Origin of the sequence: Xanthomonas sp. NCPPB 3005 (assembly GCF_041228095.2) — a bacterium.
Lineage (GTDB): Bacteria > Pseudomonadota > Gammaproteobacteria > Xanthomonadales > Xanthomonadaceae > Xanthomonas_A > Xanthomonas_A bonasiae.
In genome coordinates this window covers 3,547,026-3,570,728 of record NZ_CP166096.2, presented here as the reverse complement: position 1 = coordinate 3,570,728, position 23,703 = coordinate 3,547,026, and the positions used below count along the sequence as shown (strand labels likewise).

At 67.2% G+C, this 23,703-nt stretch carries 19 protein-coding genes and 1 tRNA gene; 18 read left to right on the top strand and 2 right to left on the bottom strand.

The genetic code is table 11. From position 1 onward, the window contains the following. Nucleotides 1-4 precede the first annotated feature (4 nt). The 17 genes from nuoF to pnp all read left to right on the top strand — a co-directional run bounded on the left by nuoF (nucleotide 5) and on the right by pnp (nucleotide 21,230). Entirely contained in the window at nucleotides 5-1,348 is a 1,344-nt protein-coding gene (nuoF, locus tag AB8810_RS15405) for an NADH-quinone oxidoreductase subunit NuoF (RefSeq protein WP_145700758.1), read from the top strand. Further along, nucleotides 1,345-3,597 carry an NADH-quinone oxidoreductase subunit NuoG gene (gene nuoG, locus AB8810_RS15400; RefSeq protein ID WP_191824712.1) on the top strand — a complete coding sequence of 751 codons (2,253 nt, stop codon included), beginning with the start codon at nucleotides 1,345-1,347 and terminating at the stop codon, nucleotides 3,595-3,597. Before nuoF ends, nuoG begins: the two co-directional genes overlap by 4 nt. After that, nucleotides 3,594-4,685, top strand: a complete 1,092-nt coding sequence (gene nuoH, locus AB8810_RS15395) for an NADH-quinone oxidoreductase subunit NuoH (RefSeq protein WP_206257419.1) — start codon at nucleotides 3,594-3,596, stop codon at nucleotides 4,683-4,685. Before nuoG ends, nuoH begins: the two co-directional genes overlap by 4 nt. Before the next feature lie 3 nt (nucleotides 4,686-4,688). Next, nucleotides 4,689-5,177 (top strand): NADH-quinone oxidoreductase subunit NuoI, encoded by a 489-nt coding sequence (gene nuoI / locus AB8810_RS15390; RefSeq protein WP_003467418.1) that lies wholly within the window; start codon nucleotides 4,689-4,691, stop codon nucleotides 5,175-5,177. Nucleotides 5,178-5,186: 9 nt separating this feature from the next. Then, nucleotides 5,187-5,837 carry an NADH-quinone oxidoreductase subunit J gene (locus AB8810_RS15385; protein ID WP_179563851.1) on the top strand — a complete coding sequence of 217 codons (651 nt, stop codon included), beginning with the start codon at nucleotides 5,187-5,189 and terminating at the stop codon, nucleotides 5,835-5,837. Then, the gene (gene nuoK, locus AB8810_RS15380) at nucleotides 5,834-6,139 is read left to right on the top strand and encodes an NADH-quinone oxidoreductase subunit NuoK (protein WP_179563852.1); all 306 of its coding nucleotides are present in this window, start codon (nucleotides 5,834-5,836) and stop codon (nucleotides 6,137-6,139) included. The genes AB8810_RS15385 and nuoK overlap by 4 nt, the downstream gene beginning before the upstream one ends. Before the next feature lie 7 nt (nucleotides 6,140-6,146). Continuing rightward, nucleotides 6,147-8,303 (top strand): NADH-quinone oxidoreductase subunit L, encoded by a 2,157-nt coding sequence (gene nuoL / locus AB8810_RS15375; RefSeq protein ID WP_369914116.1) that lies wholly within the window; start codon nucleotides 6,147-6,149, stop codon nucleotides 8,301-8,303. Between the two features lie 20 nt (nucleotides 8,304-8,323). Beyond that, complete coding sequence (locus AB8810_RS15370) at nucleotides 8,324-9,826, top strand: NADH-quinone oxidoreductase subunit M (protein ID WP_179563854.1); 1,503 nt, start codon at nucleotides 8,324-8,326, stop codon at nucleotides 9,824-9,826. A gap of 37 nt (nucleotides 9,827-9,863) precedes the next feature. After that, nucleotides 9,864-11,339 (top strand): NADH-quinone oxidoreductase subunit NuoN, encoded by a 1,476-nt coding sequence (gene nuoN / locus AB8810_RS15365; RefSeq protein ID WP_191824842.1) that lies wholly within the window; start codon nucleotides 9,864-9,866, stop codon nucleotides 11,337-11,339. A 210-nt stretch (nucleotides 11,340-11,549) separates the two neighbouring features. After that, nucleotides 11,550-11,626 (top strand) — tRNA-Met (locus AB8810_RS15360). 205 nt (nucleotides 11,627-11,831) lie between these two features. Next, a complete protein-coding gene (gene rimP / locus AB8810_RS15355; RefSeq protein ID WP_369914115.1) occupies nucleotides 11,832-12,479 on the top strand; it encodes a ribosome maturation factor RimP in 648 nt (215 codons plus the stop codon). Beyond that, nucleotides 12,476-13,987 carry a transcription termination factor NusA gene (gene nusA / locus AB8810_RS15350; RefSeq protein ID WP_179563856.1) on the top strand — a complete coding sequence of 504 codons (1,512 nt, stop codon included), beginning with the start codon at nucleotides 12,476-12,478 and terminating at the stop codon, nucleotides 13,985-13,987. Before rimP ends, nusA begins: the two co-directional genes overlap by 4 nt. 92 nt (nucleotides 13,988-14,079) lie before the next feature. Then, nucleotides 14,080-16,788 (top strand): translation initiation factor IF-2, encoded by a 2,709-nt coding sequence (gene infB, locus AB8810_RS15345; RefSeq protein WP_191824706.1) that lies wholly within the window; start codon nucleotides 14,080-14,082, stop codon nucleotides 16,786-16,788. A gap of 113 nt (nucleotides 16,789-16,901) precedes the next feature. Beyond that, the gene (rbfA, locus tag AB8810_RS15340) at nucleotides 16,902-17,309 is read left to right on the top strand and encodes a 30S ribosome-binding factor RbfA (protein WP_179563858.1); all 408 of its coding nucleotides are present in this window, start codon (nucleotides 16,902-16,904) and stop codon (nucleotides 17,307-17,309) included. A gap of 245 nt (nucleotides 17,310-17,554) precedes the next feature. Further along, complete coding sequence (gene truB / locus AB8810_RS15335) at nucleotides 17,555-18,481, top strand: tRNA pseudouridine(55) synthase TruB (protein WP_179563859.1); 927 nt, start codon at nucleotides 17,555-17,557, stop codon at nucleotides 18,479-18,481. Nucleotides 18,482-18,696: 215 nt separating this feature from the next. Continuing rightward, nucleotides 18,697-18,957, top strand: a complete 261-nt coding sequence (rpsO, locus tag AB8810_RS15330; protein WP_003467392.1) for a 30S ribosomal protein S15 — start codon at nucleotides 18,697-18,699, stop codon at nucleotides 18,955-18,957. A gap of 164 nt (nucleotides 18,958-19,121) precedes the next feature. Then, the gene (gene pnp, locus AB8810_RS15325; protein WP_179563860.1) at nucleotides 19,122-21,230 is read left to right on the top strand and encodes a polyribonucleotide nucleotidyltransferase; all 2,109 of its coding nucleotides are present in this window, start codon (nucleotides 19,122-19,124) and stop codon (nucleotides 21,228-21,230) included. Between the two features lie 238 nt (nucleotides 21,231-21,468). Here the strand turns inward: pnp and AB8810_RS15320 are convergent, their stop codons facing one another. Together AB8810_RS15320 and AB8810_RS15315 are read right to left on the bottom strand one after the other, a co-directional pair. Continuing rightward, nucleotides 21,469-22,842: an EAL domain-containing protein gene (locus AB8810_RS15320; RefSeq protein ID WP_369914114.1), complete on the bottom strand. Its 1,374-nt coding sequence runs from the start codon at nucleotides 22,840-22,842 to the stop codon at nucleotides 21,469-21,471. Nucleotides 22,843-22,961: 119 nt separating this feature from the next. After that, nucleotides 22,962-23,276 carry a DUF3175 domain-containing protein gene (locus AB8810_RS15315; RefSeq protein ID WP_179563862.1) on the bottom strand — a complete coding sequence of 105 codons (315 nt, stop codon included), beginning with the start codon at nucleotides 23,274-23,276 and terminating at the stop codon, nucleotides 22,962-22,964. Between the two features lie 31 nt (nucleotides 23,277-23,307). Here AB8810_RS15315 and AB8810_RS15310 point away from each other — a divergent pair, with 31 nt between their 5' ends. Next, a complete protein-coding gene (locus AB8810_RS15310; protein ID WP_191824703.1) occupies nucleotides 23,308-23,619 on the top strand; it encodes a hypothetical protein in 312 nt (103 codons plus the stop codon). Nucleotides 23,620-23,703 lie beyond the last annotated feature (84 nt).

Below are 23,703 nucleotides of genomic sequence, written 5' to 3'. Positions count from 1 at the left end.
GGCAATGGCACAGCATCCCCACGCTCCCACCGGTCCGGTCGGCCCTGCGCCGCTGCCGCACCAGGTGGTGTACACCACGCTGCACTACGACACCCCGTGGTCGTACGAGAGCTACCTGAAGACCGGTGGCTACGCCGCCCTGCGCAAGATCCTCGAAGAGAAGATCGCGCCGGAGCAGGTGATCGAGATGGTCAAGCAGTCGAACCTGCGCGGCCGCGGCGGCGCCGGTTTCCCGACCGGCCTGAAGTGGTCGTTCATGCCCAAGGGCGCGCCGCAGAAATACATCCTGTGCAACTCGGACGAGTCCGAGCCGGGCACCTGCAAGGACCGCGACATCCTGCGCTACAACCCGCATTCGGTGGTGGAGGGCATGGCCATCGCCTGCTACGCCACCGGCAGCACGGTCGGCTACAACTACCTGCGCGGCGAGTTCCACCACGAGCCGTTCGAGCACTTCGAGCAGGCCCTGGCGGACGCCTATTCCAACGGCTGGCTGGGCAAGAACGTGCTCGGCAGCGGCGTGGACATCGACATCTACGGCGCGCTCGGCGCCGGCGCCTACATCTGCGGCGAAGAGACCGCGCTGATGGAGTCGCTGGAAGGCAAGAAGGGCCAGCCGCGCTACAAGCCGCCATTCCCGGCCAACTTCGGCCTGTACGGCAAGCCGTCGACGATCAACAACACCGAGACCTACGCTTCGGTGCCGGCGATCATCCGCAATGGGCCGGAATGGTTCCTGGGCCTGAGCAAGACCAAGAACGGCGGGCCGAAGATCTTCTCGGTGTCCGGCTGCGTGCAGAAGGGCGGTAACTTCGAGGTGCCGCTGGGCACCACCTTCGACGAACTGCTGGAGATGGCCGGCGGCCTCAAGCCGGGCCGCACGCTGAAGGGCGCGGTGCCGGGCGGCGTGTCGATGCCGGTGCTGAAGGCCGAGCAGCTCAAGGGCCTGCAGATGGACTACGACACCCTGCGCGCACTGGGCACCGGCCTGGGCTCGGGCGCCATCGTGGTGCTCGACGACAGCGTGTGCTGCGTCAAGTTCGCCTGCCGCATCTCGCAGTTCTTCCACAAGGAATCCTGCGGCCAGTGCACCCCGTGCCGCGAGGGCACCGGCTGGATGCACCGCGTGCTTGAGCGCATCGTCGCCGGCAAGGCCACGATGGAAGACCTGCACCAGTTGAGGACGGTGGCCGGCCAGATCGAAGGCCACACCATCTGCGCGTTCGGTGAAGCGGCGGCATGGCCCATCCAGGGCTTCCTGCGCCAGTTCTGGGACGAATTCGAGTACTACATCGTCAACGGTCATTCGATGGTTGACGGCAAGAAGGTGGAGGCAGCCGCCGCATGAGCGCGCAACCCAACAATCCTGGCGTGACCCCGGCCGTGGTGCCGGAGGGACATGTGACCGTCGAGATCGACGGCCAGTCCCTGGTCGTGCCCAAGGGCTCGATGATCATCCAGGCGGCCGACAAGGCCGGCATTCCGATCCCGCGCTTCTGCTACCACGAGAAGCTGCCGATCGCGGCCAACTGCCGCATGTGCCTGGTCGATGTGGAGAAGTCGCCGAAGCCGTCGCCGGCCTGCGCGACGCCGGTGATGGACGGCATGAAGGTCGCCACGCGCAGCGAGAAGGCGCTCAAGTACCAGCGCAGCGTGATGGAATTCCTGCTGATCAACCACCCGCTGGATTGCCCGATCTGCGATCAGGGCGGCGAGTGCGAGCTGCAGGACGTGTCGCTGGGCTACGGCCGCTCGGTCAGCCGCTTCAACGAGCGCAAGCGCGTGGTGGCCGACGAGGACATCGGTCCGCTGGTCGCCACCGAGATGACCCGCTGCATCCAGTGCACGCGCTGCGTGCGCTTCACCGCGGACATCGCCGGCACCTACGAGCTGGGTGGCATGTACCGCGGCGAGAACCTGCAGATCGGCACCTACGACGGCAAGCCGCTGACCACCGAGCTGTCGGGCAACGTCATCGACGTGTGCCCGGTCGGCGCGCTGACCAACAAGGTGTTCCAGTTCCGGGCGCGTCCGTGGGAACTGACCGCGCGCGAATCGCTCGGCTACCACGACGCGATGGGCTCCAACCTGTTCCTGCACGTGCGCCGCGGCGAAGTGCTGCGCACCGTGCCGCGCGACAACGAGGCGGTCAACGAGTGCTGGCTGTCCGACCGCGACCGCTATTCGCACCAGGGCCTGTACGCGGCCGACCGCGCCACCCGGCCGCTGCGCAAGATCGACGGCCAGTGGCAGGAAGTGTCCTGGGCCGATGGCCTGGCCGCCGCCGCCGACATCCTGAACAGCAACCGCGGCGATGCGCTGGGCGTGCTCGCGCACCCGGCCACCTCCAACGAGGAAGGCGCCTTGCTGGCGCGCCTGGCCGACGGCCTGGGCAGCGGCAACCTGGACCACCGCATCGGCAACCGCGATTTCTCCGATGCCGCCGTGGCCGAGCCGTTCGCGGTGCCGCTGGCGCAGATCGAGCAGGCCGACGTGATCGTGGTGCTGGGCAGCAACCTGCGGCATGAGCTGCCGCTGCTGCACGCCCGCATCCGCAAGGCGCGGATGCAGCGCCAGGCGCGCGTGTACTCGATCAACCCGGTCGATTTCGATTTCGCCTTCGACCAGGCCGGCAAGCAGATCGTGGCCCCGTCCGGTTTCGCCGCCGCGCTCGCCGATGCGGCGCTGCGCGAGGCGGTGCAGGGCGCGGCCGGGCGTGCGGTGCTGATCGTCGGCGCGCTGGTCGAGAACCATCCGCAGGCCGCCGCGCTGCGCGCCGCCGCGCGCGACTTCGCCGCTGCCACCGGCGCGGCGCTGTGCCGCGTGCCGCAGGGCGCCAATGCGGTGGGCCTGGCCAAGCTCGGCGTGCTGCCGAGCGCGCGCGACGTGGCCGGCATGTTCGCCGAGCCGCGCAGCGCCTATGTGCTCTACGGCATCGAGCCGGGCCTGGACTTCGCCGATGCCGGCGCCGCGCGCGCCGCGCTGGGCGCGGCCAAGGTGGTGGCGTTCAGCCAGTTCGCCTGCGCCTCCACCCGCGATGTCGCCGATGTGATCCTGCCGATCGGCGCGCTGCCGGAAATCGACGCGACGCTGACCAACCTGGACGGCGTCGAGCAGTTGGCGCGTGCCGCCGGCAAGCTGCCGGACCAGGCGCGCGAAGGCTGGCGGGTGCTGCGTGCGCTCGGCGGCGAATTGCAGCTGGCCGGCTTCGACTTCACCGACCTGGCCGGCCTGCGTGCCGGCGTGCAGCCGCGCAGCGTGAGCCTGCGCGGTTCGGCGCAGGGCGCGGCGGCGGGCGAGGGCATCGAAGTGGCGGCGACGCCGGCGATCTACCGCACCGATGCGGTGGTGCGCCGTGCGCCCGCGCTGCAGGCGCATCCGCTCAACGACGCGCCGGCGATCCGCCTGCATCCCGAGCATGCCGCGCAACTGGGCGTGGCCGCCGGGCAGGTGGTCAAGGTCGGCAACGCCGTCGGCAACGCGACGCTGCCGGTGGTGCTGGATCCGCGGGTTGCGGCAGGGGTGGCCTGGATCGAATCCGGCCATGGTGCGACGGCGCCGATCGGTGCCGGCCGGGTAACGGTGGTGGCTGCATGAACGAGATGCTGTTGAACGTGGTCGATCCGCTGCACCAGTGGTTCGTCGGCCTGGGCGCGATCGGCGTGGTCCTGTGGATCGTGCTGAAGATCCTGCTGATCGCCATGCCGGTGATCATCTCGGTGGCGTTCTACGTGGTCTGGGAGCGCAAGCTGATCGGCTGGATGCACGTGCGCCACGGACCGATGTACGTGGGCATGGGCATCTTCCAGGCCTTCGCCGACGTGTTCAAGCTGCTGTTCAAGGAAATCATCCAGCCCAGCAGCTCGCACAAGGCGATGTTCGTGATCGCGCCGCTGATCACCCTGGCGCCGGCGTTCGCGGCCTGGGCGGTGGTGCCGTTCGACGCCAAACTGGTGCTGTCCAATGCCAACGCCGGTCTGCTGTACCTGCTGGCGATGACCTCGCTGGGCGTGTACGGCATCATCCTGGCCGGCTGGGCGTCCAACTCCAAGTACGCGTTCCTGGGCGCGATGCGCTCGGCCGCGCAGGTGGTCAGCTACGAGATCGCGATGGGCTTCGCCCTGGTCGGGGTGATGATCGCCGCCGGCAGCCTCAACCTGAGCACGATCGTGGCGGCGCAGGCCGGCAACTCCGGCTTCTTCGACTGGTTCCTGGTGCCGTTGTTCCCGCTGTTCATCGTGTACTGGGTGTCCGGCGTGGCCGAGACCAACCGTGCGCCGTTCGACGTGGTCGAGGGCGAGTCGGAAATCGTCGCCGGGCACATGGTCGAGTATTCGGGCGGCGCGTTCGCGCTGTTCTTCCTGGCCGAATACGCCAACATGATCCTGGTCAGCTTCTTGGTCTCGATCTTCTTCCTGGGCGGCTGGCTGAGCCCGCTCCAGGGCTGGGTCACGGCGGACATCTCGCCGTGGGTCAACTGGATCTGGACCGGCGGCTGGCCGTGGCTGCTGATGAAGGTGTTGTTCTTCGCCAGCGCCTACATCTGGTTCCGCGCCAGCTTCCCGCGCTACCGCTACGACCAGATCATGCGTCTGGGCTGGAAGGTGTTCATCCCGCTGACGATCGTGTGGATCGCGGTGACGGCATTGATGGTGTTCTACGGCGTGATCCACAAGGGCGTGTAAGCGATGAATAAAGTCACCCATTACTTCAAGAGCCTGCTGCTGCTCGAGCTGCTCGGCGGCCTGTGGCTGACCCTGAAGTACACGTTCCGTCCCAAGTACACCGTGCTGTACCCGATGGAGAAGTTCCCGCAGTCGGTGCGCTTCCGCGGCCTGCACGCGCTGCGCCGCTATCCCAACGGCGAGGAACGCTGCATCGCCTGCAAGCTGTGCGAGGCGGTGTGCCCGGCGCTGGCGATCACCATCGATTCGGCCAAGCGCGAGGACGGCACCCGCCGCACCACGCGCTACGACATCGACCTGTTCAAGTGCATCTACTGCGGTTTCTGCGAGGAAAGCTGTCCGGTGGACTCGATCGTGGAAACCCACGTGCTCGAGTACCACTTCGAGAACCGCGGCGAGAACATCGTCACCAAGCCGCAGCTGCTGGCGATCGGAGACCGGCTCGAAGCCGAGATCGCCGAGCGCCGCGCCGCCGACGCCGCCTTCCGCTGAGGTCCCGAAATGGATTGGGTAAATATCGCTTTCTGGATCTTCGCCACCATCGCCGCGGTCTCCGCCGGCGCGGTGATCAGCGTGCGCAACTCCGTGTACGCGGTGCTGTGCCTGATCCTGACCTTCTTCTCCATCGCCTGCGTGTGGCTGCTGGTGGGCGCCGAGTTCCTCGGCGTGACGCTGGTGCTGGTCTATGTCGGCGCGGTGATGGTGCTGTTCCTGTTCGTGGTGATGATGCTCGACATCGATACCGCGCGGCTGCGCCAGGGCTGGGTGCGTTACCTGCCGGTCGGGCTGGTGGTGGCGGTGGCGATGCTGGTGCAGATGGTCACCCTGATCGGGGTCAAGGCGCGCACCGCCACCCCGTTCCCGGCCGACAACGCCGCTGCGCAGGCCGCCGACACCTCCAACATCACCTGGCTGGCCAAGACCCTGTTCACCCAGTTCCTGCTGCCGTTCGAATTCGCCGCGATCATCCTGACCGTGGCGGTGGTGGCGGCGGTGATGCTGACCCTGCGCAAGCGCACCGGCATCAAGACCCAGAACCCGGGCGAGCAGGCGCGGGTCAAGGCCGGCGACCGCTTGCGCATCGTCAAGATGGATGCCGAAACGCCCACGCTGCACACCCCGGCTCCGGCGCCGCAGGAGGGCCAGCCATGATCACCCTAGGCCACATGCTGGCGCTCGGCGCGGTGCTGTTCTGCATCAGCCTGGCCGGCATCTTCCTCAACCGCAAGAACGTCATCGTGCTGCTGATGTCGATCGAGCTGATGCTGCTGTCGGTCAACATCAACTTCGTCGCGTTCTCGCGTGAACTCGGCGACGCCGCCGGCCAGCTGTTCGTGTTCTTCATCCTGACCGTGGCCGCGGCCGAGGCCGCCATCGGCCTCGCCATCCTGGTGACGCTGTTCCGTACCCGCCACACGATCAACGTGGCCGAAGTCGATTCGCTGAAGGGCTGACCCGTAGATGGAAATCACTCTCTCCAAGAGTCTGCTGATCGCGGTGGTGCTTGCGCCGCTGGTCGGCAGCATCGTCGCCGGCCTGTTCGGTCGCCAGGTCGGCCGCAAGGGCGCCCAGTCCGTCACCATCCTCGGCGTGGCGATCAGCTGTGCGCTGTCGTGCTGGACGCTGTACCAGCTGGTCGGGCAGGGCGCGTCGCCGTTCAACCAGAACCTGTACACCTTCTTCGAGGTCGGCCACTACTCGGCCCACGTCGGCTTCATGGTCGATCGGCTGACCGCGATGATGATGGTGGTGGTGACCTTCGTATCGCTGCTGGTGCACATCTACACCATCGGCTACATGGCGGAGGATCCCGGCTACCAGCGCTTCTTCAGCTACATCTCGCTGTTCACCTTCTCGATGCTGAGCCTGGTGATGAGCAACAACTTCCTGCAGCTGTTCTTCGGCTGGGAAGCGGTGGGCCTGGTGTCGTACCTGCTGATCGGATTCTGGTTCAAGCGGCCGAGCGCGGTGTTCGCCAACATGAAGGCGTTCCTGGTCAACCGCGTCGGCGACTTCGGCTTCATCCTCGGCATCGCTGGCGTGCTGCTGTGGTTCGGCACGCTCGACTACGCCAGCGTGTTCGCCAACGCCACGGCGGTGCTCGGCAGCGAGACGGCCGGCGGCCTGGCCCAGGTGCAGCTGTTCCAGGGCCACCCGTGGAACGTGGCGACGATCATCTGCATCTGCCTGTTCATCGGCGCGATGGGCAAGTCGGCGCAGGTGCCGCTGCACGTGTGGCTGCCCGACTCGATGGAAGGCCCGACCCCGATCTCGGCGCTGATCCACGCCGCGACCATGGTCACCGCCGGCATCTTCATGGTGGCGCGCATGTCGCCGCTGTTTGAGCTGTCGGAAACCGCGCTGAACTTCGTGCTGTTCATCGGCGCCACCACCGCGTTCTTCACCGGCCTGATCGGCATCGTGCAGAACGACATCAAGCGCGTGGTCGCCTACTCGACGCTGTCGCAGCTGGGCTACATGACCGTGGCGCTGGGCGTGTCGGCGTACTCGGCAGCGGTGTTCCACCTGATGACCCACGCCTTCTTCAAGGCGCTGCTGTTCCTGGCCGCCGGCTCGGTGATCGTCGGCATGCACCACGAGCAGGACATGCGCAAGATGGGCGGCCTGCGCAAGTACATGCCGGTCACCTACTGGACCAGCGTGATCGGCACCCTGGCCCTGGTCGGTACCCCGTTCTTCGCCGGCTTCTACTCCAAGGACACGATCATCGAGGCGGCCGCGCACCATGCGCACGAGTCGCACAACTGGATCGCGACCTACGGCTACTGGGCGGTACTCGGCGGCGTGCTGATCACCAGCTTCTACAGCTTCCGCCTGCTGTTCCTGACCTTCCACGGCAAGGAACGCTTCCGCGATGCGCATGCGCACGACGCGCACGCGCACCACGACAGCGCGCATGCCGACGCGCACGACGCGCATGCGCATGACGACCATGGTCACGACGACCACGGCCACCATGGCGCGCACGAGCCGCACGAGTCGCCGTGGGTGGTGACGGTGCCGCTGGTGCTGCTGGCGATCCCGTCGATCGCGATCGGCTTCTTCACCATCGGCCCAATGCTGTTCGGCACCGATTGGGCGGGGCACCATGCCGCGGTGGCGATCAAGGGCCAGGCGGTCGGTTTCTTCAGCGGCATCATCGACTTCTACAACCCGGCGCGCGACAGCGTCGGCGCGCTGGCCGAGGAGTTCCACGGCCCGGTCGCGTTCGCGTTGCACGGCCTGACCCAGCCGCCGTTCTTCCTGACCCTGGCCGGCTTCGCCCTGGCCTGGATCCTGTACCTGTGGAAGCCCGAGCTGGCGGCGAAGGCGCGCAAGACGTTCTCGCTGCCGGTGTGGATCCTCGAGAACAAGTACGGTTTGGACAAGCTCTGGATCGACGGCTTCGCCGGTGGCGGCCTGCGCCTCGGCAAGGTGTCGCGTGCGGTGGACACGCATGTCGTGGACGGCGTCATGGTCAACGGCACCGCGCGCGTGATCGACCTGGCGGCCAACCTGCTGCGTCGCACGCAATCCGGTTTCCTCTATCACTACGCCTTCGCGATGATCATCGGTCTCATTGCCCTGTTGGGCGTGCTGATGCATTTCTGGCGTTGACCTGTACGGAATAAGAACACGTGTCGAACTGGCCCCTACTGACTCTCCTGATCTGGCTGCCGATCCTCGGCGGCGCGCTGATCCTCGCGTTGCGCGACGCCAAGGCGGCGCGCTGGGCGTCGCTGCTGGTCGCGTTGCTGACCTTCGCCCTCAGCCTGCCGCTGCTCACCGGTTTCGACTACGCCAGCGACGCGCTGCAGTTCGTCGAAACCCATGCGTGGATCCCGGCCTACGACATCGGCTACAACCTCGGTGTCGATGGCATCGCGATCGCGCTGATCGTGCTGACCACGCTGGTCACGGTGCTGGCGCTGATCGGCGCCTGGACCTCGATCGAGAAGCGGGTCAACCAGTACGTGGCCGCGTTCCTGATCCTGGAAGGCGTCACCGTCGGCATCTTCGCCGCTACCGACGCGATGCTGTTCTATGTGTTCTTCGAGGCGATGCTGATCCCGATGTTCCTGATCATCGGCATCTGGGGCGGCCCGCGCCGCATCTACGCCGCGGTCAAGTTCTTCCTGTACACCTTCCTCGGCTCGGTGCTGATGCTGGTCGGGTTGATCTACCTGTACCTGAAGGGCGGCAGCTTCCAGCTCGCCGACCTGTACCAGCTGTCGCTGACCTCCAAGGAACAGACCTGGTTGTTCTTCGCGTTCCTGATCGCGTTCGCGGTCAAGGTGCCGATGTTCCCGGTGCACACCTGGCTGCCGGACGCGCACGTCGAGGCGCCGACCGCCGGTTCGGTGATCCTGGCGGCGATCGCGCTGAAGATCGGCGGCTACGGCTTCCTGCGCTTCAATCTGCCGATCCTGCCCGACGCCAGCAACGAGTGGGCCTGGCTGGTGATCGCACTGTCGCTGATCGCGGTGATCTACGTCGGCCTGGTCGCGCTGGTGCAGGACGACATGAAGAAGCTGATCGCCTATTCGTCGATCGCGCACATGGGCTTCGTCACCCTCGGCACCTTCATCGCCTTCGCCCTGGTCGGCTTCGGCAGCACCGATGCGGCGCGCCTGGGCCTGCAGGGCGCGATGGTGCAGATGATCTCGCACGGCTTCGTGTCCGGCGCGATGTTCTCCTGCGTCGGCGTGCTCTACGACCGCATGCATACCCGCCGCATCGCCGACTACGGCGGCGTGGCCAACGTGATGCCGTGGTTCGCCGCGTTCTCGATGCTGTTCTTCATGGCCAATGCCGGCCTGCCGGGAACCAGCGGGTTCGTCGGCGAGTTCATGGTGCTCATGGCCAGCTTCCAGACCCATCCGCTGCTGGCCGTCGGTGCGGGCACGACCCTGGTGATCACCGCCGCCTATACCCTGTGGCTGTACCGGCGCGTGTTCTTCGGCGAAGTGGCCAACGCGCACGTGGCCGAGCTGAAGGACATCAACGGCCGCGAGGCGCTGGTGCTGGGCGTGTTTGCGGTGGGCGTGCTGGTCCTGGGCCTGTATCCGAAGCCGCTGACCGACCTGATGGAACCCTCGATCGCAAAGCTGGCGGCGCAGATCGCCACCAGCAAGCTGTAATCGGGCCGTCGAGCGAAATGATTCCAGAGATTTGATGATGACCACCCCTGCGCTACTGCCCCTGACCGCCGTCGACCTGCCGCCCCTGCTCCCCGAGCTGGTGCTGACCGGCGGCGCCTTCGCCCTGCTGATGCTCGATCTGTTCGTCAGCGAGCGCAACAAGGCCTGGACCCATATCGTCTCGGTGGCGATCCTGGTCGCGGTGTTCGCGATGCTGCTCGCCGGCGTGGGCGGGCAGGGCGAGGTGTTCAACGGCATGTTCGTGCGCGACGCCGCCGCCGACGTGATGAAGACGGTGATCGTCGGCCTCAGCGCGCTGACCCTGATCTACGGCTGGAGCTACCTGCGCGAGCGCAAGCTGTACCAGGGCGAGATTCCGGTGCTGGTGCTGTTCGCCACGGTCGGCATGATGATCCTGGTCTCGGCCGGCAGCCTGCTGATGGTCTACCTGGGCCTGGAACTGCTGGCGCTGTGCTCGTACGCGCTGGTCGCGTCGAACCGCGACAACGGCATGGCCACCGAAGCGGCGATGAAGTACATCGTGCTCGGCTCGCTGGCCTCGGGCCTGCTGCTGTACGGCATGTCGCTGATCTACGGCGCCACCGGCACGCTGAGCCTGACCGGCATCCACGAGGCGATCGGTTCGACCCACGAGCGCACGCTGCTGCTGACCGGAACCATCTTCATGATCGCCGGCGTGGCGTTCAAGCTCGGCGCCGCGCCGTTCCACATGTGGCTGCCCGACGTGTACCAGGGCGCGCCGGCACCGATCGCGCTGTTCATCAGCTCGGCCTCGAAGCTGGCCGCGTTCGGCATGGCCTACCGGCTGCTGGAAGTGGGCGTCGGCCCGCTGGCCGAGCAGTGGCACTGGGTGATCGGCGGCCTGGCGGCGCTGTCGCTGCTGGTCGGCAACCTGATGGCGCTGGCGCAGAGCAACCTCAAGCGCATGCTGGCGTATTCGACCGTCTCGCACATCGGCTTCCTGCTGCTCGGCGTGGCCGGCGGCGGCGAGCGCGGCTATGCGGCGGCGCTGTTCTATGCGATCTGCTACGCGGTGATGTCCACCGCCTCGTTCGGCGCGATCATCGCGATGTCGCGCAAGGGCTTCGAGGCCGAGCACATCGACGACTTCAAGGGCCTGAACGCGCGCAACCCGTGGATGGCGCTGCTGGTGCTGTGCATCATGGCCTCGCTGGCCGGCGTGCCGCCGTTCCTGGGCTTCTGGGCCAAGCTGGCGGTGCTCGGCGCGGTGGTCGCGGTGCCGACCGACAACCTGTGGTGGACCGGCCTGGCCATCCTGTCGGTGCTGTGCGCGGTGATCGGCGCGTTCTACTACCTGCGCGTGATCAAGGTGATGTATTTCGACGAGCCGGTCGGCGAGCCGTTGCCGGCCAACGACGACCGCGTGCTCGGCGTGGTGCTCGGCGTCAATGCGATCGGCTTGCTGGCGCTGGGCCTGGCCTGGAGCCCGCTGATGGCGTGGTGCCAGCGCGCGTTCGCGCATCTGGCCTGATCGCGCGCCAAAGCGCTGTTTTCAAGCTGTTTGCGACAACGCCGCCGTCCTGGCGGCGTTGTCGTTTGTGCATCGAGCGATGCTATCGGTATTCCGTTATCGGTCGCGTGCGGTTATCATGTCGCTCGAAGACCGGCGGCATCGCCACCGGGTCGGATGAAAATCAGGGCTTGCAATAACCGCGCTGGTTCTTCATAATTCCGCTTCTGCTGCGGGGTGGAGCAGTCTGGCAGCTCGTCGGGCTCATAACCCGAAGGTCGCAGGTTCAAATCCTGCCCCCGCTACCATATTTGTCTACAGCGGCAACCAGTTCACCGGTTGCCTGCGGTAGGGAAATTTGGGCTTCGCGAAGACGCATGTTCCCGTCTTTGCAACCGGAATCCAGCTTTACCGGAGTCGTACCGGACAAGGGGCCCAACGGGCCCTTTGTCGTTTCCGGGGTCCGGGAAAACCGCCAGGACCGATTTCATTCATTCAAATGCAAGGCAGGCTGTGAGCGACAAGGCAAACGAAATCGCGAATCTGCTGGGCCCGACCGTGGACGCGTTGGGTCTGGAACTGCTGGGGGCGGAATACCTGCCGGCCCCGGGCGGCGCCACGCTGCGCCTGTATATCGACGTGCCGCTGGCCGAACAGCCCGAGCGCATCGTCAACATCGACGATTGCGAGCGGGTCAGCCGCGAAGTGTCGGCGCAGCTGGACGTGGAAGATCCGATCAGCGGCAACTACACGCTGGAAGTGTCCTCGCCCGGCGTGGACCGTCCGCTGTTCACCGCCGCGCAGTTCGCGCGCCACCAGGGCGAGTCGGCCAAGGTGGTGTTGAAGCTGCCGCAGCAGGGCCGTCGGCGCCTGCAGGGGCGCATCGCCCAGGTGGACGCGGACGCCGGCCGCATCGTGTTCGAGGTCGACGACGCCGAACTGGCGGTGGACTTCGACAATATCGACAAGGCGCGGATCCTGCCCGACTGGGCGGCGCTGGGCCTGGCCCCGACCAAGCCGGGCAAGACGCCCAAGCAGCCGGGTAGCACCCCAAAGCCGCCGGCCAAGCGCCCCAAGCCGGCCGGCAAGACCGCAAAACCCAATAAGAAACCATCCAACGAACCGGCAGCCGACAAGGCTGCGCGCGGAGCGAAAGAATGAGCAAGGAACTGTTGCTGGTAGTCGACGCAGTGGCCAACGAAAAAGGCGTGCCGCGCGAAGTGATCTTCGACGCGATCGAGGCCGCCTTGGCCTCGGCGGCGAAGAAGCGCTACCCCGATCAGGACGTGCTGACGCGCGTCACCATCGATCACAAGGACGGCAATTACGAAACCTACCGCCGCTGGGAAGTGGTGGCCGACGACGTGGTGATGGAATCGCCGGACCGGCAGATCCGCCTGATGGACGCGGTCGACGAAGCCGAAGGCGTGGACGTCGGCGACTACATCGAAGAGCAGATCGAGAACCCGGATTTCGGGCGCATCGCCGCGCAGGCCGCCAAGCAGGTGATCGTGCAGCGCGTGCGCGAGGCCGAGCGCCAGCAGGTGGTGGACGCGTGGAAGGACCGCATCGGCGAGCTGGTCACCGGCGTGGTCAAGCGCGCCGAGCGCGGCAACATCTATGTCGATCTGGGCGGCAACGCCGAGGCCTTCATTCCCAAGGACAAGGGCATCCCGCGCGACGTGCTGCGCGCCGGCGACCGCGTCCGCGGCTACCTGGCCGAAGTGCGCTCGGAGCCGCGCGGCCCGCAGCTGTTCATCAGCCGCGCCGCGCCGGAATTCATGATCGAGCTGTTCAAGCTGGAAGTGCCGGAAGTGGGCCAGGGCCTGGTCGAGATCAAGGCCTGCGCGCGCGATCCGGGCGACCGCGCCAAGATCGCGGTGCTGGCGCACGACACCCGCACGGACCCGATCGGCGCCTGCATCGGCATGCGCGGTTCGCGCGTGCAGGCGGTGTCCAACGAGCTCAACGGCGAGCGCGTGGACATCGTGTTGTGGAACGACAACCCGGCCAATTTCGTCATCAACGCGATGGCGCCGGCCGAGGTGCAGTCGATCATCGTCGATGAGGAAAAGCACTCGATGGACCTGGCGGTGGCCGAAGACCGGCTGGCCCAGGCGATCGGCAAGGGCGGCCAGAACGTGCGTCTGGCCAGCCGCCTGACCGGGTGGCAGCTCAACGTGATGACCGCCGAGCAGGTCGCGGCCAAGTCCGAGGCCGAGCAGACCGTCGCCCGCCAGCTGTTCATGGAAAAGCTGGAAGTGGACGAGGAAATCGCCGCGATCCTGGTCGCCGAGGGCTTCAACTCGGTCGAGGAAATCGCCTACGTGCCGGTCGGCGAGCTGCTGGCGGTGGAAGGCTTCGACGAGGACATCGTCGAGGAGCTGCGGGCCCGCGCGCGCGATGCGCTGCTCAACGAGGCGCTGGCCGCCGAGGAAAGCGACGACAGCGGCGTGCCGGCGGCGGATTTGCTGTCGCTGGAAGGCATGGACGAGGCCACCGCCTACGCGCTGGCCAGCCATGGCGTGCGGACCAGCGAGGACCTGTCGGATCTGGCTGCGGACGAAATCCTCGAATTCGGCATCGAGGATGTGGACCAGGAGCGCGCCGCTGCGCTCATCCTGGCAGCCCGTGCCGAGGAGATCGCCCGATTGGAACGCGGCGAATGAGTCAGCGATGAATGCCGCCCTGAACCGATCAGGGCTTAGAATCCGCGCTACCTTCGCACGCGAGGGGGCGCCAACCAGATCATAGGATCCGAATGTCGCAGCAAACCACCATCCGCAAGCTGGCCGAACTGGTGAATACGCCGGTCGATAAACTGCTGGTTCAACTGGCCGAGGCCGGAATGAAGTTCAGCGGTCCCGACCAGGTCGTGACCAGTACCGAAAAGATGAAGCTGCTCGGCTTCCTGCGCCGTACCCACGGCAAGACCGACAAGCCGGTCGAGGAAGAAGCCCAGGCCGCGCCGAAGAAGATCACCCTGAACCGGCGCAAGCTGCAGGAAGTGACGGTCAGCGCCGGTCGCAGCAAGACCACGGTCAACGTTGAGGTCCGGCAGAAGCGTACCTACGTCAAGACCGCCGAAGACCTCGCTGCCGAGCGCGCGGGCATGTCGTCGGGCGGACGGGTGGATGACGAGCGCGCCGAGATCCTGCGCAAGCTGGAAGCCTCCAAGCAGCGCAACCTGGCCGAACAGCAGAAGCTCGCCGAGCAGGACCGTGCGCGCGCCGAGGAAATCGAGCGCAAGCGCCAGGCCGAGCAGGATGCGCGCGACCGCGTGGAAGCCGAGCGCAAGGCCGCGCAGGCCGCGCTGGAAGCCGAGTCGGCGCCGCCGGCGGCCGCGGCTGCGCCTGCGTCCGCTGCGACCCCGAATACCGGTGCCGGCACTGGTGCCGCCGCTGCGCCGCGTGCGCCGCGTCCGGCCAGCGCGCCGCACCATCCGCCGAAGCCGGCCGCGCCGCGCAGCGACGACCGCAACGCCGGCAACAAGCACAAGACCCGTGGCTCGCACGTGATGGTCGCCGGCGTCGAGGACGACGACAGCACCAGCCGCTTCGCCGGCCAGTTGCACCTGTCCGCGGCCGATCGCGCGCGCCGTTCCAACGTGCGCGGCAAGCCGCGCGGCGGCAACAGCGGCGGCCGTCGCCAGCCCGAGCCCTCGCGCAGCGGCGGCGGCGCGCATGGCTTCGAGCGTCCGACCGCACCGGTGGTGCGCGAAGTGGCGATCGGCGAGACCATCACCGTGGCCGACCTGGCGCAGAAGCTCGCGCTGAAGGGCGGCGACGTGGTCAAGGCGCTGTTCAAGATGGGCGTGATGGCCACCATCACCCAGTCCATCGACCACGACACCGCGGCGCTGATCACCGAAGAGCTCGGCCACAAGCCGGTGCGTGCGGGCAGTGCCGACGCCGAGGACGCGCTGCTGGCGCACACCGAGGACGAGCAGGGCGAGAAGCGCTCGCGTCCGCCGGTGGTCACCATCATGGGTCACGTCGATCACGGCAAGACCTCGCTGCTGGATTACATCCGCCGCACCAAGGTCGCCTCGGGCGAAGCCGGCGGCATCACCCAGCACATCGGCGCGTATCACGTCGAAACCGATCGCGGCGTCATCAGCTTCCTGGATACCCCGGGCCATGCGGCCTTCACCTCGATGCGCGCGCGCGGCGCCAAGCTGACCGACATCGTGGTGCTGGTGGTGGCGGCCGACGACGGCGTGATGCCGCAGACGATCGAGGCGGTCAAGCACGCCAAAGCGGCCGGCGTGCCGCTGATCGTGGCGGTCAACAAGATCGACAAGTCCGGCGCCGACCCGCTGCGGGTCAAGAACGAACTGCTCTCGCAGGACGTGGTCGCCGAAGAATTCGGTGGCGACACCCAGTTCGTCGAAGTCTCGGCCAAGACCGGCGCGGGCATCGACACGCTGCTCGACGCGATCTCGCTGCAGGCCGAAGTGCTGGAACTGAAGGCGGTGTTCGATGGCCGCGCCAGCGGCGTGGTGATCGAATCCTCGCTGGACAAGGGCCGCGGCCCGGTGGCGACGGTGCTGGTGCAGCAGGGCAGCCTGAAGCGCGGCGACTACCTGGTGTGCGGCGTGCAGTACGGCCGCGTGCGTGCGCTGTTCGACGAGACCGGCGGCCAGCCGGCCGAGGCGGGTCCGTCGATCCCGGTGCAGGTGCTCGGTCTGTCCGGCGTGCCGGATGCCGGCGACGACTTCGTCGTGGTCGACGACGAGCGCCTGGCCAAGGACGTGGCGCAGCAGCGCGAGGCCAAGCGCCGCGAGTCGCGCCTGGTGTCCTCGGCGGGCAGCCGCATGGAAGACATCATGTCGCAGCTCGGCAAGGGCGAAGGCCAGCTGTCGCTGAACCTGGTGATCAAGGCCGACGTGCAGGGTTCGGTGGAAGCGCTGAAGCAGTCGCTGGTGGCGCTGTCCAACGAGCAGATCCGGATCAACGTGATCCACTCCGGCGTCGGCGGCATCACCGAGTCCGATGCGAACTCGGCGCTGGCCTCCAAGGCCACGGTGATCGGCTTCAACGTGCGTGCGGACGCTTCGGCGCGGCGCATTATCGAAACCAACGGCGTGGACCTGCGCTACTTCTCGATCATCTATGACGTGATCGACCAGGTGAAGCAGGTGGCCTCCGGTCTGCTCGGCGTGGAAATCCGCGAAGAGATCATCGGTACCGCCCAGGTGCGCGACGTGTTCCGCAGCTCCAAGTTCGGCGCGGTCGCCGGCTGCATGGTCGTGGAGGGCGTGGTCAAGCGCAACAAGCCGATCCGCGTGCTGCGCGACAACACCGTGGTGTTCGAGGGCGAGCTGGAATCGCTGCGTCGCTTCAAGGAGAACGTCGACGAGGTGCGCAACGGCACCGAGTGCGGTATCGGCGTGAAGGCCTACAACGACGTCAAGCCGGGCGACCAGATCGAGTGCTTCGAGCGCATCGAAGTGCAGCGCACGCTGTAAGAAGCCGGGAGTCGGGATTCGGGAATCGGGATTGGGAAAAGTGGCGGCCTGGTGCGCGTCGCTCGTTCCCGCCCATTCCCGGTCCCGCGCTCCGAACAGAGAGATTCCGGACCATGGCAACAAAATCCTTCCACCGTACCGATCGCGTGTCTGCGCAGATCCGCCGCGACCTGGGCACGATCGTGCATTCGGCCGTGCGCGATCACGGCCTGCCGTCGGTCAGCGTTTCCGACGTCGAGGTCACCCGCGACCTGGCCCATGCCAAGGTGTTCGTCACCGCGTTGCTGCCCGAGCGCTCCGTAGAGGCGGTCAAGGGCCTGAAAGAGCTGGCGCCGCAACTGCGTAGCGAGCTGGCGCGGGCGATGAAGCTGCGCCACGTGCCCGAACTGCATTTCCACTACGACGATTCGGTCGATCGCGGCGAGCGCATCGACAACCTGCTGCGCGACATGCCCGAATTGCAGCAGTCGGAAGACGCCGAGGGCGACAGCGACGGCGACGCGGTCCCGCCGAAAGCCTGAGTCGTTGCCGCCGGTGCGATTGCATCGGCACCGCGCGTCGGGCGCACTGCAGGCCACCCATGTTTGCGGCGGCCCGTGCTCCGCAGCCTTGTCTGCGCGGCCGGCAGATCCTTCTGCATCGGCCTGCTTTTCCTTGTGGCCTGCGACGATCGCAGGCCTTACCGTTCGATTCCCGATTCCCGATTCCCGATTTCCTAATCCCGAATCCCGAATCCCGAATCCCGAATCCCCCAGCTTCCAACGCCATGCCCGTCTTCGGCCCCCGACTGCCCCGCATCTCCTTCCGCCGCCTCGACGGCATCGTGCTGCTCGACAAGCCGGCCGGCATGAGTTCCAACGCGGCGCTGCAGGCGGCGCGGCGGCTGTTCCGTGCCGAGAAGGGCGGCCATACCGGCAGCCTGGATCCGCTGGCCACCGGCCTGCTGCCGCTGTGCTTCGGCGAGGCGACCAAGCTGGCCGGGCTGCTGCTGGGGTCGGCCAAGGCCTACGAAGCGGAGATCGTGCTCGGCGTGAGCACCGACAGCGACGATGCCGACGGCGCGGTGCTGCGCACCCGGCCGGTGCCGGCGATCGATGCGGCGACCCTGCAGGCGGCGCTGGCGCCGCTGCGCGGACGCATCCGCCAGCGCGCGCCGATCTATTCGGCGCTGAAGCAGGGCGGCGAGCCGCTGTACGCGAAGGCGCGCCGCGGCGAGGCGATCGAGGCGCCGGAGCGCGAGGTCGAGGTCCACGCCATCGACGTGCTCGCCCACGAGAGCGAGCGGCTGCGCCTGCATGTGGCCTGCGGTTCCGGCACCTATATCCGCAGCCTGGCCCGCGACCTGGGCGAGGCGCTGGGCTGCGGCGCGCATATCGCCGGGCTGCGGCGCTTGTGGGTGGAGCCGTTCCGGCAGCCGCAGATGGTGACCCTGGAACAGCTGCAGCAACTGGCCGCGCAAGAGCCGCAGGCGCTGGAGGCGCTGCTGCTGCCGCTGGCCGCCGGCCTGGTCGACTTCCCGCCGTTGCGCCTGGACCATGCTGCGGCGCAGCGTTTCCGCATGGGCCAGCGCCTGCGCGATGCGGCCTGGGCGCCGGGCGCGGTCGCGGTGTTCGGCGAGGACGGTCTGCCGCTGGGGCTGGGCCAGGTCGATGCCGGCGGGCTGCTGGCGCCGCAGCGCATGTTCAACCTCTGATTCGCGACCTGCCGAGGAGCCCGGCGCGGGCCGCGATGCGGCCGGCCTGGCCGTGACGCGGCGTTAACACCTTGTTCGTCCGGGCTGGGGCCGGTACAATTCGGCGGCCTTTACGGCAACCCTGCGCTCCGGCGCAATCCTTCGCAATCGGCGAGCCAGGCGGTGCGTCTCATCAGCACGTTTCTGCCGGCCCCGCATCTCAGAGAAAACACACCATGTCCATCGACACCCAGAAAGTCATCGAAGAAAACAAGCGCGGCGCCGCCGACACCGGCTCCCCGGAAGTGCAGGTCGCCCTGCTGACCGCGCGCATCGAGCTGCTGACCGGCCACTTCAAGACCCACAAGAAGGACCACCACAGCCGCCGCGGCCTGCTGCAGATGGTCAACCGCCGCCGCAGCCTGCTCGACTATCTGAAGAAGAAGGATGGCGAGCGCTACAAGGCGCTGATCGAGAAGCTCGGCCTGCGTCGCTGAGTCAACGAACCCTACCGCGGCGCAGTGATGCGCCGCGGTTTTGTTTTGGGTAGTACCGTGGCCCGGGGAATGCTCCGCGCCGCCGGCCGGATCCTCCCGGCCACCCGCCAGCGGCATGGGCCGTCAGCGGTCCATTCGAAGACAGCATCATCCAAGGAAACCCCGTGGCAAAAATCACCAAAACCTTCCAGTACGGCAAGCACACCGTCACCCTCGAAACCGGCGAGATCGCCCGCCAGGCCGGCGGCGCCGTCATCGTCAAGATGGACGACACCGTACTGCTGGTCACCGCCGTCGCCGCCAAGAGCGCGCGCGAAGGTCAGGACTTCTTCCCGCTGACGGTCGACTATCAGGAGAAGTTCTACGCCGGCGGCCGCATCCCCGGCGGCTTCTTCAAGCGCGAGGGTCGTGCGACCGAGAAGGAGACGCTGATTTCGCGTCTGATCGACCGTCCGATCCGTCCGCTGTTCCCGGAGGACTACAAGAACGAAGTGCAGATCATCGCCACGGTGATGTCGATGAACCCGGACATCGACGGCGACATCGCCGCGCTGATCGGCGCCTCGGCCGCGCTGTCGCTGGCCGGCACCCCGTTCAACGGCCCGATCGGCGCCGCCAAGGTCGGCTACAAGAACGGCGAATACATCCTCAACCCGACCATCACCGAGCTGAAGGATTCGCAGCTGGAGCTGGTCGTGGCCGGTACCGCCAACGCGGTGCTGATGGTCGAGTCCGAAGCGGCGCTGCTGTCGGAAGAAGTGATGCTGGGCGCGGTCACCTTCGGCCATCGCGAGATGCAGAAGGTCATCAACATCATCAACGAGCTGACCGTCGAAGCCGGCACCAAGCCGTCCGACTGGGTCGCCCCGGCGAAGAACGAAGGCATGATCGCGGCGCTGAAGGAAGCGGTCGGCGATCAGCTGGCGTCGGCGTTCCAGGTGCGCGACAAGCTGCAGCGTCGCGACGCGATCTCGGCGATCAAGAAGGACGTGCTGGCGCAGCTGGCGCCGCGCGCCACCGTCGAAGGCTGGGTCGCTGCCGACCTGTCCAAGGAATTTGGCGAGCTGGAATACCAGACCATGCGCGGCTCGGTGCTGAGCACCAAGGTGCGCATCGACGGCCGTGCGCTGGACACGGTGCGTCCGATCAGCGTCAAGGCCGGCGTGTTGCCGCGCACCCATGGCTCGGCGCTGTTCACCCGCGGCGAGACCCAGGCGATCGTCATCACCACGCTGGGCACCGCCCGCGACGGCCAGGTGATCGACGCGGTCAGCGGCGAATACAAGGAAAACTTCCTGTTCCATTACAACTTCCCCCCCTACTCGGTGGGCGAGTGCGGTCGCTTCGGTGCGCCGAAGCGGCGCGAGATCGGTCACGGCCGCCTCGCCAAGCGCGGCGTGCTGGCAGTGATGCCGAGCATGGAAGAGTTCCCGTACACGATCCGCGTGGTGTCGGAAATCACCGAGTCCAACGGTTCTTCGTCGATGGCCTCGGTGTGCGGCAGCTCGCTGGCGCTGATGGACGCCGGCGTGCCGGTGAAGGCACCGGTCGCGGGCATCGCGATGGGCCTGGTCAAGGAAGGCGACGACTTCGTGGTGCTGTCGGACATCCTGGGTGACGAAGATCACCTGGGCGACATGGACTTCAAGGTCGCCGGTACCGCCGAAGGCGTGTCCGCGCTGCAGATGGACATCAAGATCGAAGGCATCACCGAAGAGATCATGAAGCAGGCCCTGGCGCAGGCCAAGGCCGGCCGCCTGCACATCCTCGGCGAGATGGCCAGCGCGCTGACCAGCCCGCGTTCGGAACTGAGCGACTACGCGCCGCGCCTGCTGACGATCAAGATCCACCCGGACAAGATCCGCGAAGTGATCGGCAAGGGCGGCTCGACCATCCAGGCGATCACCAAGGAAACCGGCACCCAGATCGACATCCAGGACGACGGCACCATCGTCATCGCCTCGGTCAACGCGATCGCTGCGCAGGCCGCCAAGGCGCGCATCGAGCAGATCACCTCGGACGTGGAGCCGGGCCGCATCTACGAAGGCAAGGTCGCCAAGATCATGGACTTCGGTGCGTTCGTCACCATCCTGCCGGGCAAGGACGGCCTGGTGCACGTGTCGCAGATCTCCAGCGACCGCGTCGAGAAGGTCAGCGACGTGTTGAAGGAAGGCGATCTGGTCAAGGTCAAGGTGCTGGAAGTCGACAAGCAGGGCCGTATCCGCCTGTCGATGAAGGCCGTGGAAGAAGGCGAGGGCGTGACGGCCGAGTAAGCCGTCGGCGTCCAACGCTGCAGCAAGGAAAAAGCGGGCTTCGGCCCGCTTTTTTCATGCGCGGCGTTTGCGCGCGATGCGTTCGGTGAGCGGCCGGAATGCGGCAGGCCGCGATCCTCGCGATCTCCCCGCGATCCCTTGTAGGAGCGGCTTCAGCCGCGACAGGAGCTTTCCCGGCAATGCCAGGTCGCGGCTGAAGCCGCTCCTACAGGAGCAATCCAAAGTACTAACCAAGCGCTCAGTCCGCCTCGTCGCCGATCACCGGATAGCGCGCCAGGTGCGCCGACAGCGGCCCCGGGTGCGCCAGTTGGTAGCCTTGCCCGTAGCGCGCGCCCAGCGCCTGCAGCGTGGCCAGTTCGCTCTCGGTCTCGATGCCTTCGACGATCACGCTGGCGTCGGTCTCGGCGGCGAAGGACAGGATCGCCAGCGCCAGCCGCTGGCGCCGCGGTTCGGCGTCGATGCCGCGGGTCAGGGTCAGGTCCAGCTTGATGATGTCCGGCGACAGGTGCAGCAGGTGGCGCAGGCTGGCGAAGCCGGTGCCGGCGTCGTCCAGCGCGATGCGCAGGCCCTGCCGCTGCAGCGCGCCGATATGCTCGGACAGGCGCGGATAGTCCGGCGCCTGCAATTGCTCGGTGATCTCCAGCACCACCCGCGACAGGTCGTGGCCGTGCAGCAGCGCCTCCAGCTGCGGGTGCAGCAGGGTCTGCGCGGAGACGTTGATCGCCAGGTACAGCGGGGCCGGCAGCTGCGGCAGCACCTGCAGCGCCTTGCGCGCCGCGGCCAGCTCCAGTTCCAGCGCCAGCCCGACCCTGCTCGCGTCGTCGAACCAGCGCAACGGCGCCAGGCCGGGATTGGACGGGAACCGCGACAGGGCCTCAACGCCGACGATGCGCTGCGTGGACAGCGCCAGCACCGGCTGGGTCACGATCTGCAGGCGCTCGTTGGCGACCACCTCGCGGATGCGCGTGGCGATCGCCGCCTTCTCGCGGAACGCGTGCTTCTCCGCGTTCTGGCGACGCGCGATATCGGTCTGCAGCGCGGCGCGGTCCATCGCCAGCGCCAGCGTCGCGCCGACCAGGGTCGCCAGCATTTCCAGCGTGCGTACGTCCTGCGGGGTATAGCTGCAGCGGTACGGCGACATCACCTTCAGTACGCCGATGCCGCGGTCGCCGTAGCGCAGCGGCACCACCAGCATCGAGCGCAGGCCGACCTTGCGGCAGGCGACCAGATTGACCCGCGGGTCTTCTTCCGAATCGTCGCACTGCAGCACCTGGCCGCTGCGCATGCACAGGCCGGACAGGCTGCCATCGCTGGGCAGGCGCAGGCCCAGGTGTCGTTCGGCGATGCCGCTGGCCGACCAGTACAGCATGTCGTTGCCGTCGCACATTTCCACCACCGCGCCGGTGGAGCGGGTCAGCTCCTGCGCGCGGCGGGTCACCACATCGACCACTTGCAGCGGGTCGCTGCCGGCGGCGGCGATCTCGCCCTGGGCGAGGATGATCCGCGACAGCAGCAGCGCATCCTCGCTCATCGCCGAGGCAACGGGGCCGCGCTCGGCAGCGGTATCGGCGGGGCGTTGGACCCAGTCCGAAATGTCGGGTTCCCTGGTCATGTCGCGATCATGCGCCTATGGTTCGGCGCAGGGCAATCGGAACGCGCCGGGGTTGCGCTAGCGAAGCACGGAACTGCCGTGCGCATCACGCCGCGCCGCCGCATGCCGCGTCGCGGCGCTCAGCCGGTGGCGCCCTTGCGCGGCTTGCCGTACAGGCTGCGCAGTTCGTCCTTGGCCTGTTCCAGCACCTCGCGGCGCTGGGCCGGCAGCTGCTTGCCGGCGCGGTTGATGTAGAAGGTCAGCATCGACATCGCCGAGCGGTAGGGACCGGTGCGGCGCCGCGCGCTCTGGTCGGCGGAGTGCTTGAGCGAACGGGCGATGGACACCGGGTCGTCGCGTTCGAACACGCTGGGCGTGAGGTCCAGCGCATCGCTGCTCTCGTTGACGCGCTGCACCCAGTGGGCGGTGGAAACATTCGAGCTGCTGTGTGCCATTGGTGATGCTCCTTGGCTAGGGAAGTGAAGAGTGGAAGTCGACGCGGAATCGCCATGCCGCCGATGGCGAGCAAATGGGTGGAGCGAAGAAACCATCGTCGTCGGTGCGGACGCTGCCGCGATGCACGCCGATACCGCACACGCGCGTTGCGATGCTGTCGCGCGTGGCGGCCATCGCGGACCACCTGCGTTGCGCAATGCCATCGCGCGCGCAGGCATGCGCCGCGCCTGCGTGGCTGCGCCGGCATCGACGCGGTTGTTCGATCATGCTGCCATGCTGCATGCAAGGCTCCCCGAAGCGAATTTCACGTCCGTTGCGTTGACGCTAGAGGCGCAGGCGTGACGTCATCGACAACATAACCGCGCATCTCGGTGCTCGTGGTAGACAGTGCGCTTTTCACTGAACGATTAACCGAAAAATCCCTTG

Excerpts from the sequence above, each read along its gene's own strand:
- AB8810_RS15315 (WP_179563862.1), bottom strand. The coding sequence starts at position 23,276 with ATGGCACACAGCAGCTCGAATGTTTCCACCGCCCACTGGGTGCAGCGC.
- nusA (WP_179563856.1), top strand. The coding sequence starts at position 12,476 with ATGAGCAAGGAACTGTTGCTGGTAGTCGACGCAGTGGCCAACGAAAAA.
- rpsO (WP_003467392.1), top strand. The coding sequence starts at position 18,697 with ATGTCCATCGACACCCAGAAAGTCATCGAAGAAAACAAGCGCGGCGCC.
- nuoK (WP_179563852.1), top strand. The coding sequence starts at position 5,834 with ATGATCACCCTAGGCCACATGCTGGCGCTCGGCGCGGTGCTGTTCTGC.
- nuoF (WP_145700758.1), top strand. The coding sequence starts at position 5 with ATGGCACAGCATCCCCACGCTCCCACCGGTCCGGTCGGCCCTGCGCCG.
- AB8810_RS15385 (WP_179563851.1), top strand. The coding sequence starts at position 5,187 with ATGGATTGGGTAAATATCGCTTTCTGGATCTTCGCCACCATCGCCGCG.
- nuoH (WP_206257419.1), top strand. The coding sequence starts at position 3,594 with ATGAACGAGATGCTGTTGAACGTGGTCGATCCGCTGCACCAGTGGTTC.
- truB (WP_179563859.1), top strand. The coding sequence starts at position 17,555 with ATGCCCGTCTTCGGCCCCCGACTGCCCCGCATCTCCTTCCGCCGCCTC.
- nuoI (WP_003467418.1), top strand. The coding sequence starts at position 4,689 with ATGAATAAAGTCACCCATTACTTCAAGAGCCTGCTGCTGCTCGAGCTG.
- infB (WP_191824706.1), top strand. The coding sequence starts at position 14,080 with ATGTCGCAGCAAACCACCATCCGCAAGCTGGCCGAACTGGTGAATACG.
- rbfA (WP_179563858.1), top strand. The coding sequence starts at position 16,902 with ATGGCAACAAAATCCTTCCACCGTACCGATCGCGTGTCTGCGCAGATC.
- nuoN (WP_191824842.1), top strand. The coding sequence starts at position 9,864 with ATGACCACCCCTGCGCTACTGCCCCTGACCGCCGTCGACCTGCCGCCC.
- nuoG (WP_191824712.1), top strand. The coding sequence starts at position 1,345 with ATGAGCGCGCAACCCAACAATCCTGGCGTGACCCCGGCCGTGGTGCCG.
- nuoL (WP_369914116.1), top strand. The coding sequence starts at position 6,147 with ATGGAAATCACTCTCTCCAAGAGTCTGCTGATCGCGGTGGTGCTTGCG.
- AB8810_RS15320 (WP_369914114.1), bottom strand. The coding sequence starts at position 22,842 with ATGACCAGGGAACCCGACATTTCGGACTGGGTCCAACGCCCCGCCGAT.